Annotated in this window: 16 protein-coding genes and 1 tRNA gene; 6 read left to right on the plus strand and 11 right to left on the minus strand. The window is 38.3% G+C overall.

The window, feature by feature from the left end; translation table 11 throughout:
• Positions 1–16: 16 nt before the first annotated feature.
• Entirely contained in the window at positions 17–1,009 is a 993-nt protein-coding gene (locus QZ620_RS06270; RefSeq protein ID WP_295180104.1) for a DUF3078 domain-containing protein, read from the plus strand.
• Here QZ620_RS06270 and QZ620_RS06275 read toward each other — a convergent pair.
• From QZ620_RS06275 to QZ620_RS06295, 5 genes are all read right to left on the minus strand, one after another.
• Complete coding sequence (locus tag QZ620_RS06275) at positions 1,006–2,148, minus strand: sensor histidine kinase (RefSeq protein WP_295180105.1); 1,143 nt, start codon at positions 2,146–2,148, stop codon at positions 1,006–1,008. The two genes, QZ620_RS06270 and QZ620_RS06275, sit on opposite strands and share 4 nt — an antisense overlap.
• Before the next feature lie 115 nt (positions 2,149–2,263).
• Positions 2,264–3,610 carry a deoxyguanosinetriphosphate triphosphohydrolase gene (locus QZ620_RS06280; protein ID WP_295180107.1) on the minus strand — a complete coding sequence of 449 codons (1,347 nt, stop codon included), beginning with the start codon at positions 3,608–3,610 and terminating at the stop codon, positions 2,264–2,266.
• A 91-nt stretch (positions 3,611–3,701) separates the two neighbouring features.
• Entirely contained in the window at positions 3,702–6,161 is a 2,460-nt protein-coding gene (locus QZ620_RS06285) for a ribonucleoside-diphosphate reductase subunit alpha (protein WP_295180109.1), read from the minus strand.
• Positions 6,162–6,306: 145 nt separating this feature from the next.
• On the minus strand, positions 6,307–7,284 hold the full coding sequence (locus QZ620_RS06290; RefSeq protein WP_141876220.1) for a ribonucleotide-diphosphate reductase subunit beta: 978 nt from the start codon (positions 7,282–7,284) through the stop codon (positions 6,307–6,309).
• A gap of 424 nt (positions 7,285–7,708) precedes the next feature.
• The gene (locus QZ620_RS06295; RefSeq protein WP_141876219.1) at positions 7,709–8,281 is read right to left on the minus strand and encodes a DUF3109 family protein; all 573 of its coding nucleotides are present in this window, start codon (positions 8,279–8,281) and stop codon (positions 7,709–7,711) included.
• 134 nt (positions 8,282–8,415) lie between these two features.
• On the opposite strand from QZ620_RS06295, the gene QZ620_RS06300 reads away from it, so the two are divergent.
• Genes QZ620_RS06300 through QZ620_RS06310 form a run of 3 tightly spaced genes read left to right on the plus strand, consistent with a single transcriptional unit; the run spans position 8,416 to position 9,798 of the window.
• Positions 8,416–8,994 (plus strand): MarC family protein, encoded by a 579-nt coding sequence (locus QZ620_RS06300; RefSeq protein WP_295180113.1) that lies wholly within the window; start codon positions 8,416–8,418, stop codon positions 8,992–8,994.
• Entirely contained in the window at positions 8,994–9,188 is a 195-nt protein-coding gene (locus tag QZ620_RS06305) for a hypothetical protein (RefSeq protein ID WP_295180115.1), read from the plus strand. Before QZ620_RS06300 ends, QZ620_RS06305 begins: the two co-directional genes overlap by 1 nt.
• Positions 9,181–9,798, plus strand: coding sequence for an FAD-dependent oxidoreductase (locus QZ620_RS06310; protein ID WP_295180117.1), 618 nt, complete (start codon positions 9,181–9,183; stop codon positions 9,796–9,798). Before QZ620_RS06305 ends, QZ620_RS06310 begins: the two co-directional genes overlap by 8 nt.
• On the opposite strand, the gene QZ620_RS06315 is transcribed toward QZ620_RS06310, so the two are convergent.
• The 5 genes from QZ620_RS06315 to QZ620_RS06335 all read right to left on the minus strand — a co-directional run bounded on the left by QZ620_RS06315 (position 9,790) and on the right by QZ620_RS06335 (position 13,344).
• Positions 9,790–10,092, minus strand: coding sequence for a hypothetical protein (locus tag QZ620_RS06315; RefSeq protein WP_141876215.1), 303 nt, complete (start codon positions 10,090–10,092; stop codon positions 9,790–9,792). The genes QZ620_RS06310 and QZ620_RS06315 overlap by 9 nt on opposite strands.
• 15 nt (positions 10,093–10,107) lie before the next feature.
• Entirely contained in the window at positions 10,108–11,700 is a 1,593-nt protein-coding gene (locus QZ620_RS06320; RefSeq protein ID WP_295180120.1) for a S41 family peptidase, read from the minus strand.
• The gene (locus QZ620_RS06325) at positions 11,697–12,131 is read right to left on the minus strand and encodes a dCMP deaminase family protein (RefSeq protein ID WP_141876213.1); all 435 of its coding nucleotides are present in this window, start codon (positions 12,129–12,131) and stop codon (positions 11,697–11,699) included. Before QZ620_RS06325 ends, QZ620_RS06320 begins: the two co-directional genes overlap by 4 nt.
• Positions 12,132–12,219: 88 nt before the next feature.
• On the minus strand, positions 12,220–12,807 hold the full coding sequence (locus QZ620_RS06330; protein WP_295180122.1) for a HupE/UreJ family protein: 588 nt from the start codon (positions 12,805–12,807) through the stop codon (positions 12,220–12,222).
• Between the two features lie 303 nt (positions 12,808–13,110).
• Entirely contained in the window at positions 13,111–13,344 is a 234-nt protein-coding gene (locus tag QZ620_RS06335) for a hypothetical protein (protein ID WP_295180124.1), read from the minus strand.
• A gap of 223 nt (positions 13,345–13,567) precedes the next feature.
• Here QZ620_RS06335 and QZ620_RS06340 point away from each other — a divergent pair.
• Positions 13,568–13,649: transfer RNA gene (locus QZ620_RS06340), tRNA-Leu, on the plus strand.
• Positions 13,650–13,886: 237 nt separating this feature from the next.
• Entirely contained in the window at positions 13,887–14,432 is a 546-nt protein-coding gene (locus QZ620_RS06345) for an Arm DNA-binding domain-containing protein (protein WP_295180126.1), read from the plus strand.
• On the opposite strand, the gene QZ620_RS06350 is transcribed toward QZ620_RS06345, so the two are convergent.
• Positions 14,422–14,986: aminotransferase class III-fold pyridoxal phosphate-dependent enzyme (locus QZ620_RS06350; RefSeq protein ID WP_295180128.1), on the minus strand; the 565-nt coding region annotated here is incomplete at its 5' end. The genes QZ620_RS06345 and QZ620_RS06350 overlap by 11 nt on opposite strands.

Consider the following 14,986-nt stretch of genomic DNA (forward strand, 5'->3'; position numbering starts at 1 on the left):
CTGTAATTCCTACCTGATGAAATTTTACCTATTAAGCCTTCTATTTATATTTACTTCATTCTATAGTTCAGCTGCTCATATTAAACATGTTAGAGTGAATGATACTACAGCAACGGCAGCGAAGGATACCACGGCATCAGACTCTATGTTGATTTACTGGACCGAGAAGAACACCTTCGGAATGAATCTAAGTGAAGTGGCTTTTGTAAACTGGAATGCTGGGGGAAACAACTCAATTTCGGCTTTATTATATGCCGGTTTTGAACGGGATTTTGAAAAAGATTATACTATCTGGAAAAATTCTGCTAGGCTTAGGTATGGAATTAATGCGCAGGAGGGTAGAGAAATTAGAAAGACAGAAGATGAATTAAGATTGAGTTCCTCATTTGGTTTTAGAACCGACAGTACGTCGAACTGGTATTATTCAGGTAAATTTAGTTTCAATACGCAATTCACGAACGGTTATAAATATCCCGATACCGAAGTTCCAATTTCGAAATTAATGGCTCCTGGCTATACCTTTCTGGGGGGAGGGACAGAATTTTCGCATCCTGTAGAGGATCTTACTATCTACCTTTCTCCTATTACCGTGAAATCAACTTTCGTACTGGATCAGAGACTTGCTAATGAAGGGATGTTTGGTGTGGAGCCTGCAGTGACCGATGAACTTGGGAATATTATCAAGGAAGGTGAGATGCTTAGAACAGAATTTGGTTTTCTCTTTACCAGTGAATATAACAAGGAAGTTTTTGAGAATATTGATCTTAGTAATCAGTTGAGTCTCTATTCAGATTATCTCAATAACTTCGGAAATGTGGATGTAGACTGGCAACTGGCAGTAAATATGAAGGTCAATGACTTCGTAAAGGCCAATGTTGGAACCCATATTCGTTATGATGATGATGTAAAGTTTAAGGAAGATACCAATGGCGATGGTAAACTCGAAACTTCCGGCGCCAGGATTCAGCTAAAGCAAATGCTTGGTGTTGGGGTGGTTTATGAGTTTTAAACCAAGTTCAGTTTTGTACGTGTTTTTCCAGGCTTATTCGCATTACTGGAAATCCTGATCTTAAATTCTGTTCCTTTATCTTTCTCGCTGGTGAGTTCAACCGCACCGCCGTGCGCTTCAGCAACCATTTTAACCAGTGTGAGTCCTATGCCCCAGCTTTTGAGCTTAGGCTTTTTAGTTTGCTTTCCGTATTGCAGAAAATCGAAGATCGCCTTTTGTTTTTCCTGCGGAATAGGATTTCCATAGTTATGTACAGAAAGCAGCAATTGATCGTCCCCATCTTTCTCGATTTTCATGGTGATTGGGGTATTCGTATCACCATATTTGATCGCGTTGGTAATTAGGTTTTCTAACATTCTGCGTACAGCTACAGCGTCATAAATACCATAAAGATCCTTGTCCGGACATTCTAAAATGATCTCTTCAGAATAAATCTCTGATGCTTCCTGGTAAATGGTTTCTATATCGCTATACAGATCTATTTCAGCATAAGTAAGCATCATCCCTTCACCAGCCTTTACAGTAATACTATCCAGTAATCCTTCCAGCATTTCAAGAGCTTTATTCACACTATGCATGGTCATTTTCTTGACCCTAATACTTCGATCCTGATCTATATCCTCTGAATTGAGCATTTCGATTCCCAATCTCGCGGCAGAGAGGGGATTCCTAATATCGTGTGCAAGAGTAGCAACTAATTTGCTTTGCATCTCTTGGATTGACTTTGTGTAGGCCTCCAGGCTTTTCATCATAGATTTATCAACACAGCACTTTAAAATATTATAGGTATTATGATCTTTGACGCCATTTATATTGAGCACCCTGAGAATCACATTATGGAAGATGATATATTCGTGAAGAATTTCATCTGCAGAAAAGCTTCCTGAACTGGCACGATGCCTCCCATGGTCTATACTGTTGCTTTCGATCAAAGCAATTTTAGGATCCTCAAGATTCCAGTTAATGATATCGTATTCTTCCATGATTCCAATAATATCATTCAGGATGTTTGGAACATGATCCCGAAGTGCGATCCTATTGGCCGAAGTTGATGATTTTACAAGTTCGAACACCTGTCGCTCCCAATCCTCGATGATAAGCTGAGAGTTATTCTTTAAAATTTGAGTAACCTTTTTCATAACACTAACTATGTAAGTATCTGAAACTTAAATATTGAGGAACCAGAAGCTTAAGTCGTGAAATTACTTTAGACTGAAAAGAATAAATAATACTAAACGTTAATTTTTTAACGTTTTAAGCATCTAAACCCTGAAATCTTTTAAATGAGGCTACGGTAAGACCGTCGGTTAGCGAAGCAATGTATGAACAGATAGCGATCAATTTATCATAAATCGAATCTTCTTCATTCAAATAACTTAACTGTGGAACAGATTTTTTGACCAGCTTCGTGAAGTTGGAATCTTCATTTTCAGTATCGGCAAGGAAAGCCTGAGTATAAATATCCAGCAAATAAGAAAGCATTTTAAAGCCGGCAATTTCCTTCCCAATCACCTCTTCGCTTTGATAGATTTTTTCCACACTTATCTTAATAATATCCCGAATTTGAGCTTCGTACTTGCTTTTATCGAATAAAGCTTCATGAAATTCACCTTCCAGAATGGCATCTTCATTCTTTAAAAAGATCTCTGCGGCTTCTGTGATTAGCGTGTTGATAGCTAAAGCGCGCAAATACGCCAGCCTGTCTGAAGTAGTTTGAAGTTCATGATATTTGGAAGTATTGATACTATCCTTTACGAGTTTGATAAGGTATTCCAAAGCATAATCTTCATCGATAAGTCCAAGATTGATTCCGTCTTCAAAATCAATGATCGTATAACAAATATCATCTGCAGCCTCAACCAGAAAGGCCAGAGGATGCCGGGCATATCCAATGTGTTTGCCTTCGCGCGTGATTTTCAATCCCAGTTCTTCAGCGATATCCTCAAAAGTTTCTTTTTCACTCTGGAAAAATCCAAACTTTTTATCTTCGATCTTGGAACTTGGTTTATGCGGAAGGGATTCCTTGGGGTATTTTGTGAATGCTCCTAAAGTAGCGTAGGACAATCGCAGGCCACCGCTAATTCCTGGTCTGTTTTCTGTAAGTATTCTGAAACCATTCGCATTTCCTTCAAATTTCACCAGATCCTGATATTCAGCTTCTGAAAGAGATTCTTTAAACCTTTTACCGTTACCATGGCTAAAGTATTCTCCAATCGCTTTCTCTCCGGAATGTCCAAAAGGTGGGTTTCCAATATCATGAGCAAGAGCTGCCGCTGCGACAATAGCCCCAAAATCATTCATCTGGTAACCTGAAGAATCCTTTAAATGTGGATGTTTCTGCAACAACTTCTGTCCCGTTAACCTTCCCAGCGATCTTCCAACTACTGAAACCTCGAGGCTATGTGTAAGTCTGGTATGCACAAAATCTGTCTTGGAAAGTGGAATTACCTGCGTTTTGTCCTGCAGGCTTCTAAAAGCTGAAGAAAATATGATACGATCATAATCTACTTCAAAACCTAAACGCGTTTCATTCTGCTCAATACGCAGTCTTTTGTTCTTGTCTCCGAAACGTTTAAGTGATAAGAGTTGATCCCAGGTCATGATTTTCCATTTGTTGTGGTCCAAAAATATAAAAAAGGGAAGCAATAACTGCCTCCCTTCCCACATTCAAATTTGAATTAGCCAAAATTCTTTAAGATCCGCACATCAGGCAGTCGTCACCTTCAGCTTCTCTGGATTGTGCAATGAGTGCTTTGAGTTCTTCTGGAGACAGCGCTCCTTCAGCTTCTGTTTTTTCTGAAACTACAGGCTGTGTGTTTTCCTGAAGTTTTTCAGCAGCTTGCATAGGAGCTTCCGAAGTAACCGCAACGGGTTCCTGCTTTTTCTCTTTCTCAAGCGTAAATTTGATAGCGTCTACCGCCGATTTCGTTCTCAGGTAATACATTCCTGTTTTAAGTCCGCTTTTCCAGGCGTAGAAATGCATAGAAGTCAGCTTGCTGTAATTCGCGTTTTCCATGAATAGATTCAGCGATTGAGACTGATCAATAAAATAACCACGATGCCTTGACATATCAATAATGTCCTTCATGCTCATTTCCCAAACCGTTTTATAAAGTTCTTTTAGATCATGCGGAATCACATCGATATCCTGAACAGAACCGTTGTTTCTCATGATAGCATTTTTCACATCTTCTGTCCAAAGATCCCTGGAAACAAGGTCCTCCAGTAAATGCTTGTTCACCACGATAAACTCTCCGGAAAGTACTCTTCTTGTATAAATATTGGAGGTGTAAGGTTCAAAAGCTTCGTTATTTCCTAAGATTTGGGAAGTAGAAGCGGTTGGCATTGGCGCCAGTAATAAGGAGTTACGAACCCCATTTTCTTCGATCTGCTTTCTAAGTTTACCCCAATCCCAGCGACCACTTAGTTCTTCATCTTTAATTCCCCACATATTAAACTGGAATTCTCCCTGGCTAATCGGCGAACCTTCGTAGGTAGAGTATGGACCTTCTACTTTCGCGAGATCCATGGAAGCCGTAACCGCAGCGAAATACAGAGTTTCAAAGATCTCCTGGTTCAGTTTTTTAGCTTCATCGCTTGTAAAAGGCAATCGTAGTTTAATAAAAGCATCAGCAAGTCCCTGTACTCCAAGACCAACCGGGCGATGACGCATATTGGAATTTTCAGCTTCCTTAACCGGGTAGTAATTCCTGTCGATCACCTTATTGAGGTTCTTAATTACTCTTTTCGTTATCCTGAAAAGTTCCCTGTGATCAAATTCATTGTTCTTAATGAACATCGGCAAGGCGATAGATGCAAGGTTACATACGGCGACTTCATCCTTGCTGGTATATTCAATAATTTCTGTACAAAGATTGGAAGAACGAATGGTTCCCAAGTTCTTTTGATTAGACTTTCTGTTAGCTGCATCCTTATAGAGCATGTACGGAGTTCCAGTTTCTATTTGAGACTCCATGATCTTTTCCCAGACTTCACGTGCTTTAATAGTTCTGCGGCCTTTTCCTTCAGCTTCATATTTTTCGTAAAGTGCTTCAAAATTATCTCCGTAAGTATCAAAAAGACCGGGGCATTCATGCGGACACATAAGCGTCCAGCTGCCATTTTCCTGTACCCTTTTCATAAAAAGATCTGGGATCCACATGGCATAAAAAAGATCACGCGCACGCATTTCTTCTTTTCCGTGGTTCTTTTTAAGATCCAGGAATTCAAAGATATCAGCATGCCATGGTTCCACATACATCGCAAAAGATCCTTTTCTTTTTCCGCCTCCCTGATCCACGTATCTGGCTGTATCATTAAATACTCTTAGCATAGGAACAATTCCATTGGAAGTACCATTGGTCCCTGAGATATAAGAACCTGTGGCTCTCACATTGTGGATTGATAGGCCTATACCTCCAGCCGATTGTGAGATCTTTGCCGTCTGTTTAAGCGTGTCGTAAATTCCATCAATGCTGTCGTCTATCATGCTAAGTAGAAAACAGGAAGACATTTGAGGTTTTGGTGTTCCGGAGTTGAAAAGTGTCGGGGTAGCATGGGTAAAGAACTTTTTGGACATAAGTTCATAGGTCTCAATGGCGCTATCAAGATCATCAGGATGAATCCCAATTGAAACACGCATCAACATATGCTGAGGTCTTTCCACGATCTTGCCATCCAGTTTTAGAAGATAAGATCTTTCTAAAGTTTTAAAGCCGAAATAGTCATAATTGAAATCCCGGTTGTAAATGATGGTGGAATCTAGTTTCTCTTTATTCTCTTGGATCACCTCATATACTTCTTCCGAAAGTAAGGCTGCCTTTTCATTGGTACGCGGATTCACATACTCATAAAGATCTGTCATTACTTCAGAAAAACTTTTTTTAGTATTCTTGTGAAGATTCGAAACCGAGATCCTGGCAGCGAGTTTCGCATAATCTGGATGAGAAGTGGTCATGGTAGCGGCGATTTCAGCAGCGAGATTATCGAGTTCACTGGTAGAAACATTATCGTACAAACCTTCGATCACACGCATGGCAACTTTAACAGGATCTACAAGTTCATTTAGGCCATAGCAAAGTTTCTTAACCCTGGCGGTGATCTTATCGAACATTACAGGTTCTTTATGGCCGTCTCTTTTTACAACATACATAAGCTGGAATTGTTTTTTGGGAGCTTGAGTCTGAACAAAGGCATCCCTGCCCGGTTTTGTAACCGGATTAATAATTTTAGATTTTAAATGGTATTCTTAGAAAAGCTCAACAAGCGCTGCATTGGGGGCGCAGCGCAGTTGGACTTTAGAAATCGGCATCAAAGCTGATTTCATCTGATTCTTTATCCTTATTCATCACTCCTGCCTTCTGGTATTCGCTCACTCTTTTCTCGAAAAAGTTCGTTTTTCCCTGAAGGTTGATCATGTCCATAAAATCGAATGGATTCGTAACATTAAATTCTTTCTCACATTCCAGTTCTACCAGAAGTCGGTCTGTTACAAATTCAAGATACTGGGTCATTAATTTTGCATTCATCCCAATCAGGCTCACTGGAAGTGATTCAGTTACAAATTCACGTTCAATGTTAAGAGCATCAATGATGATCTTGCGTATTTTTTCCTTCGGAACCTTATTTACAAGGTGATTGTTATGCAGATGTACTGCGAAATCACAATGCATTCCTTCGTCCCTGGAGATCAATTCGTTGGAGAACGTAAGTCCAGGCATGAGTCCGCGTTTCTTTAACCAGAATATAGAGCAGAAGGCTCCGCTAAAGAAGATACCTTCTACCGCAGCAAAAGCGATCAGTCTTTCAGCAAAAGAATCTGATTCGATCCAGTTTAGTGCCCAGTCCGCTTTTTTCTTGATAGCCGGGAAAACTTCGATAGCTGTAAAAAGCTGATTCTTTTCCTTTTCATCCTTAACGTAGGTATCAATTAAAAGCGAATAGGTTTCAGAATGAATGTTTTCCATCATGATCTGGAAACCGTAGAAAAACTTGGCTTCAGAGTATTGTACTTCGTTCACGAAATTTTCAGCAAGGTTTTCATTTACAATACCATCTGAAGCAGCGAAAAATGCGAGGATATGTTTTATAAAGTAACGCTCATCGGCGTTCAATTTATTGGACCAGTCGGTTAAATCCTGGTGAAGATCAATTTCTTCCGCAGTCCAGAAGCAAGCTTCCATTTTTTTATACCAGTCCCAAATATCATTATGTTTGATCGGAAAGATCACAAATCGATCTTTGTTTTCCTGTAAAATTGGTTCTATTTGAGACATAAATGGGAGGTTTTAAGTATATCGGTAATTTTTGTTCTTTCGTTCTCTAACAAAGATTTAAAAATCAGAGATATAAAAGCGGAAATAGGGTGGAACCTTTTCAACAAAGTTTTCAACAGTGAAGTGCTATTATTCTTAGATAATTGTTAAAATAACGAACTAAAACATTGGTATACAGAAAACTATAAAGTGTTAATGCTTATTAAAGAAAACCATCAATATAGAGCGTTTCTGGGGGCTTTGTTTAATGATTTTGAGCTGTAGAAAACGATAGGAATTGGTTATAAATTCATCTTATTCAAGGTAAGAACAATTCCTCAAGATCAATTTTTGAAAAAGATTGGGCGTAAAAGATTAAACAAAATAGAGAATTGTTAACAGCATAGATAAATTTCAGAAACGCTAAAAAGGGGAATCCGGTGATCTATTTTTTCTGAATCTCATCTGCGATCACAGTTAATTCCTGATACCATTCTTCGCCAAATTTTCTAACCAGAGCCTCTTTAACAAATTTGTAAATGGGCACCTGTAGTTCTGCTCCGAGACTGCAGGCATCATCACAAATTTCCCAGCGATGATAGTTCACTGCAGAAAATGAAGTGTATTCCTGGATTCTAACCGGGTATAAATGGCAGCTTACAGGTTTTTTCCAGTCGATATCGCCCTGGTTGTAAGCTTCTTCAATTCCGCACAGTGCTGTGCCCTTTTCATCAAAGGTTACGTAAGCACAATCTGCATCATTAATTAGAGGAGTTTCAATTTCACCATTTTCGCGGGTGATATATACACCCTGGCGTTCGATGGCTTCTATACCTTCAGGACGAAGATATTGCTTCACTTTGGGATAGATCCTTTCCATGATCTCACGTTCTTCTGGCTCTACCGGAGCACCGGCCTCACCATCTATACAGCATGCGCCTTTGCACGCAGATAGATTACACAAAAAATCATTCTTGATGATCTCTTCAGAAACTAAAGTCTTACCTAATTGAAACATGCTGCAAAGATAATTCTATCCTTTTACAGACCTAAAAAAAAGCCTTCCAAAATTTATAGAAAATTAATAATCTCATCGATTGTCAATCAGAAATCTTGAATTACTTTTGCCGCTTATTTTTAAAGATTTAGGTTATGTTTAAAGTATTGGACCTCAAGCAAATATTCACCGCTGGGATGATTCTTTTTGCGGTAATAGATATCGTAGGAAGTATTCCTATCATTATAGGTCTGCGCAAAAAAGTAGGTCACATACAGAGTGAAAAAGCATCGATCGTTGCCGGTTGTCTTATGGTAATCTTTCTCTTCCTGGGTAAAGAGATCCTGAATTTGATTGGAATTGATGTGAACTCTTTTGCCGTTGCCGGTTCGTTTATCTTATTTTTCCTGGCTTTGGAAATGATCCTGGGAATTAGTCTATATAAAGATGATGCTCCGGAATCTGCATCTATAGTGCCATTGGCCTTCCCGTTAGTTGCTGGAGCTGGTACGATGACTACTTTGGTCTCTTTGCAGGCAGAATATGAAACAATAAATATCATTGTCGCTATCATATTCAATATTATATTTGTATACCTGGTTCTTAAATCTTCCGGACGTATCGAGAGGATTCTTGGATCTCAGGGTATTAATGTAATTAGAAAAGTCTTTGGTGTGATCTTACTTGCTATCGCCGTGAAGCTTTTCGCCGCAAATATTCAGAATTTATTCTAATGAAGTATTTTATTTATTTCATCATTTTCCTAGCTATTGTATTTATTGGAGTGAGCGTAAGTTCACTTGATCTCAATGCTCTTCTTGAAGGTGATAGTGCAAATGCGCTTATCGTTATTCTTGCAAGTCTTTGTGTGATCATATTGATGTCGATCCTTCTGGTATCCAGAACGATTTCAAGAAAACATGGGTAATTTCCATTATGATGTACTAATTGTTGGGGCTGGAGTAGCAGGAATTTCCTGTGCACTGGTGCTTGGTTCTGCTCTCGAGAAGCCTTACGCTTTAAATCGAAAAGTAGGTATTTTGTTACATCACAGGAACTCTCACCTAAACTCGGCTTTGCTCAATAATGCCTTCGGAATAGCTCCCGGAACCAATGGTAAGGAACTCCTTGAGAAAAGTATCCTGCATTTAGAGAAACTTTATCCAGATGTAGAACTTATTCCGAAGGAGAAAGCAAAAGAGATTTTGGCTCTATCTAAAGGATTTCAGCTCACTACAAACAAAAATGTGTACACTTCAGAAAGGATCGTGATCGCTACTGGTTATACGAGTCCTATGCGAATTGAAGGAGTGGAGGAATATGTCGTTCCGCATAAAAAAGCAAAAGCAGAAAAAAAGCGAATACAGTTACAGAATGTTGATCATCTGGTAACTAAGGGTCTCTATGTAGCTGGAACTTTAGCAGGCTGGCGTAGTCAATATTCAATAGCTGCGGGCAGTGGTGCAGCGGTTGCTACCGATATTCTAACTGAGTGGAATAACGGTGAGCATAGCAAAATCCATGATAAGCTAGCGTAGAAAGAACAGGATTAAACTTATTGGAAGTGTAATTGCGGCAAGGATCATAAGCCCGTGATGCAGATTCCTAAAGATAAGTGCGGTTTTAAGCTTGCTCTTAAAGCGTTCATCCTCATTGTGTTTCATGGCGTCACGCATTAATCCCCTTGAAACATTAGAATGATTCACAAGTATATCTTTTTGTAGAAATAGTGAAGTGCTGTTATCTAATAGTCGGAAAGTTACTGCAAGTATAAATAGCAGTAACGGGGTAAGCGGCCAGATCGCTGAAAGGTATTCCAGGAATTCATTCATGAGCGACCTAAAATATTATTTTTCCATCGACAACTGGATTATTTTCTCGATTAATCGATCATCTTCATTTAAATACCGTTCAAATACATTAGTGCCAAATAGTTGCTGTGCAATTTCAGCCTTTAAATATTTCTTTAAAATAGGCTTACGCTCTGCACTAACATTTCCTAAACCAATGTTCTGATATTTTAGATAGCGATTAAAATCATATATGATCTTATCTGTGATTTCGATCTTTTCGCGGTAATTTTTCCTGGTAATACTGTTGTAAAATGTCCGATCCTTTTCAAGAAGATCGAATATAAATCGGCTCATGTAACCACCTCTTAAAAGTAAGGTGAGCTTTTCCTTTTCCAGGTTCGTATCTTTTGGAACAAATATATCCGGGATGATCCCTCCGCCACCATAAACGACTTTTCCACCAGGAGTGATATAACGCAGACTGTCATTGGTAACGATAGAATCCCTGCTGCTTAATTCTCCATTTTCATATCTTTCCATATAGTCATTGAAGTAGGACTCATTGCCATTATCATATGGTTTCTGAATAGATCTTCCTGTAGGAGTATAATATCTCGCAATGGTAAGTCTTACAGCGCTACCGTCACCCAGTTCCATTTCGCGTTGTACCAAACCTTTTCCATAGGAGCGACGCCCAATGATAGTTCCTACATCATTATCCTGTAGGGCTCCGGCTACCACTTCACTGGCGGAAGCTGAATTTTCATTGATAAGAACAAAAACTTTCCCGTTTTCAAATTCACCTTTTCTCTGAGCAAAGGTTTCTTCAATGGAACCACTTTTATTCTTGGTGAATAGAATGAGCTTGTCGTCCTTGATAAATTCGTCGGCTATATTGATCGCTTCAGAAAGGTATCCACCAGGGTTGTCTCTTAAATCTAATGCGATTTGTGTAGCGCCAGCTGCTTTTAATTCCTGTATCGCTTCACTGAATTCTTCATAAGTAGTTTCAGAAAATCGATCGATCTTTATGTAGCCAAGCTTTTTGGTAAGCATATAACTGGCATCGACACTTTTTATAGGCACAATACCTCTTCTCACATTGAATGTAAGCAACTCGTCGCTTCCCTTCCGAAGAACTTTTAAAGCAACTTTTGAGTTTTCCTTTCCCTTTAGTTGTGCGATGACGGAGTCCTCTGTCACATCACTTTTAAAAAGAGCTTTCCCGTTAGCATATAATATTCGGTCTCCGCCGCGAATCCCAATCTTTGCACTGGGGCCACCTTCAAGGGCCTGTATGACAACGATTGTATCGTTCACCTGGTAAAAGCTAACGCCAATTCCAACGAAATCACCTTTCATATTCTCGCTGACTTTCGCATACTCATCCTTCGGGATATATACCGAATGCGGATCCAGGTTTTCAAGAATTTTATTGACAGTAATATCTACGATGCTATCTGTGTTTACATCATCGACATACTCATAATCTATATAATCGATAAGGCGATTTAATTTCTGCTTTTTTGGATTGGCAGAGAATAATTCATCGCCGGTATCAAAATTAAGTCTCGCACCCAGGACCAATCCCGCAGCACATGCGATACTTAAAAGTAAAGGGGTATATATTTTATTTCTTTTCTTCAATTTTCTTCCAGTTCAGTGATCTGCTCCAGCTCCACGCCAGCTTTCCGAAGAAAGTCCAGCCCGGCATTGTCTTTATAATCAATTTGATAAACCAGGCGTTTAATCCCGGATTGATGTATAAGCTTACTACAATCTTTGCAAGGTGACATCGTAATGTACAAAGTGGCATCTTTACAGCTCTGCGTGGAACCAGCTACCTTCAGGATCGCGTTTGCTTCAGCGTGCAGGACATACCATTTCGTGTAGCCTTCATCATCTTCACAAAAGTTCTCAAATCCACTTGGCGTACCATTGTAGCCATCAGAAATGATCATTCTGTCCTTAACTATTAACGCGCCAACCTGTTTTCTATTACAATGTGATAATTTGCTCCATTCCCGGGCGATACGAAGATATGCCCGATCAAATTTGAGTTGTTTTTGCTGATTCATAGGTATTCACTAGCTCTTTGCAATGCATTATTAATTACCTGCAAATTAAAAGATTATTGCGAAACTTTATGATTCGTAGTGTTTAAATCTACAATGCGAGATAGGTTTCCTGCAGAATTGGTAAAATGACTCCAATCACGATAGAAGCAGTAACTATGATCCAGTCCCTTTTAGAGACTTTTAATAGGTTCTGACAAACAAATCCAATGATCATCACGGCCAGCACTACCAGTATTTGTGCAGCTTCGATTCCAAGCGCGAACTCTACTAATGGCCAGAATTTATTGCTAGTACCGGAAGCGATCATTTTAAAATAGGAAGAAAAACCAAGTCCATGGACGAGTCCGAAAAACGCAGTTGTAAAATAGAGAAGGTTGTAATTTGTATTCCGAACTTTTTTACCGGCAGTGGCAATATCGAAAATTGCCGTAGCGAGAATTGTAACCGGAATTAAAAATTCTACGTAATTGGGATCTACTTTAAGGATCTTGTAAACCGAAAGAAACAATGCGAGAGTATGTCCAACAGTAAATAAAGTTACCAGGCCTAGCACTCGTTTCCAGGTCGTAAAACCATAAGATGCTACCAGGACAACTATAAAAAGAACATGGTCATAAGCCTGCCAATCTAAAACGTGATCTAAACCAAGCTCGAAATAAACCCAAAATTGTGACATAAAACGAAGTTATAGGGCCTCGAAAATACGACTTATTAATAAAATTGCAAAGATGAACCTAAGCCTTTCTGGTGTGGTTCCAGGACTTGAAGTATCATCCTTAGGTCTTAGTCGGCTTATGCTAGCTTCTTATATTATAACGTCTGAAAGAGTTTATTGCGATACAATGTTCAGGGTTGAATATTATGAAAGCTGTTAATTATCTCAGAAAATAGAAAAGTCTGATTTGAATCTGAAATTCAGGAAGTGATGAAAAATAAAAAAGCCCTGTAAACAGGGCTCTAATCTTCGGAAGTAATATTCTTAGATTTGTGGAACTTCAGAAGTTGCTTCAGGAGTTACAGTAGTATCCATCGCAGTTTCAGAGCTCATCATTTCAGATGTAGTCTCAGAATCCTGATCTAGAGAAGCTTCAGCATCTACCGGAGTTGCTACCGGAGAGATAGAAGTTTCAGTAGAATCTTCTTTCTTGTCTGTACAAGAGATGGTTGCAACCATAAGAGCAAGTGCTAAAGCACCAAAAAATTGTTTTTTCATTTTATGTGATATAATTTAAAATCGGGCGAATGTATGTCAAAATTTAATTGCTTTAACATCGGTAATAAAAATTTTCTGAATATTACAAAACACTAGTATTTAGTTAGTTACGCGGTTGATAAGACTAATTGAGTTTTATGTCAAGTTCGGAAGTGTCTTTCCCTATATTTTCTGCAAATTATAAGTTGCGGTTACATTTTTTTTATATTTTTGCCGTCCACAAGCTCGAGTGGCGGAATTGGTAGACGCGCTGGATTCAAAATCCAGTTCTTTCGGGAGTGTGGGTTCGATTCCCACCTCGAGTACTTTTAACATATTAAATGACATTAAAACCCTGTAAAACATCAGATTTTACAGGGTTTTTTAATTCCCTATATTCATTTAAATTCAATTAAAATCAACTAAAATGTGCATCATTCGGAGACACTTGGGGTGTTTCTATAGGTGCGCCCGAATAGATGTTAAAATACTAAAAATCAATTGTTTATGATTTTTAAATTTGGATACAACCAATTATCTTTGAAAAGAAAAAGGTGTAACCTATGCAAGATTTATTATCCATATTATTTTATATCAGAAAAAGCAAAGCTCAAGATTCAGAGCTAGGAACTATTTATTTACGCATTACTTATAGTGGTGAGCGTGCCGAATTAAGCACCTTTTTAAAGGTCAGTTTAGAGAAATGGAATGCCAAAGCCAATAAATTAATGGGGAGCTCTCCCGCTAGCAAAGAAGTGAATAGGAATCTAGACATGATTAAAAAGAATGTATATCGGGCTTATCAGGAAATGATGGATAAGCAACAGGTTATTACAGCCATGAAAATTCGGAATCGTTATTTAGGGAAAGATGATACGAGAAAACATATTCTTGAAGTATTTGAAGAGCATAACATAAAAATGGCAAAACTAGTTGGTAAGGATTATACCGCTAGAACTTTACAACGTTATAAAACTACCAAAAGACATATAGAAGATTTCAATATAGCTACTTATTTTGCTTCCGAATATTTGGTAAAGGATATTGATGTGAAATACATTAATACTTTTATTTTCATTATCAAATCTCTGAATCTTATTATTTTTTAATTTTATCCAATAATTCATCCAATTCATTATCGGAAAAAGCAAGATTTGGTCTTAGTCGAACAGATTTCTCACTGGTTGGATTTACAAGAAGAAAATTTGAATAGGATTTGTTTACAAAATTATCTCTTTTCCTCTTTTCTGAAAAATCGAAAGCAACCAAATGTCCAACACTGCGATAATTATCAAACATATTTGATAGTTCAGCCCTTAGAGTTTTGGACTTTTCAATAACGTTTTCCAATAATAAATCTTTTTCAATCGCATCAAGAATATATTCAGCACGGACTGCATCAATCAATTCTCCATCAAATGTTACTTCGAGCTTTCTAAATGGACTCCTAATTGCTTCAGAATATTTATCATTAACCATAACACCACATATCTGCGATTTTTTACCAAAAGTAATAATATCAGGGTTTAAGTCAATTTTTTGCGAATACCAGTAATCCCCCGTAACTCCAAATCCAGTTTGAATTTCATCAACAATAAAACAAATATTTTTTCTTTTACAAAGCAATTCTATTTCTTTGAGTTTCTTTACATCAATATAGATA

Origin of the sequence: uncultured Christiangramia sp., from assembly GCF_913046405.1 — a bacterium.
GTDB classification, from domain to species: Bacteria; Bacteroidota; Bacteroidia; order Flavobacteriales; family Flavobacteriaceae; genus Christiangramia; species Christiangramia marina.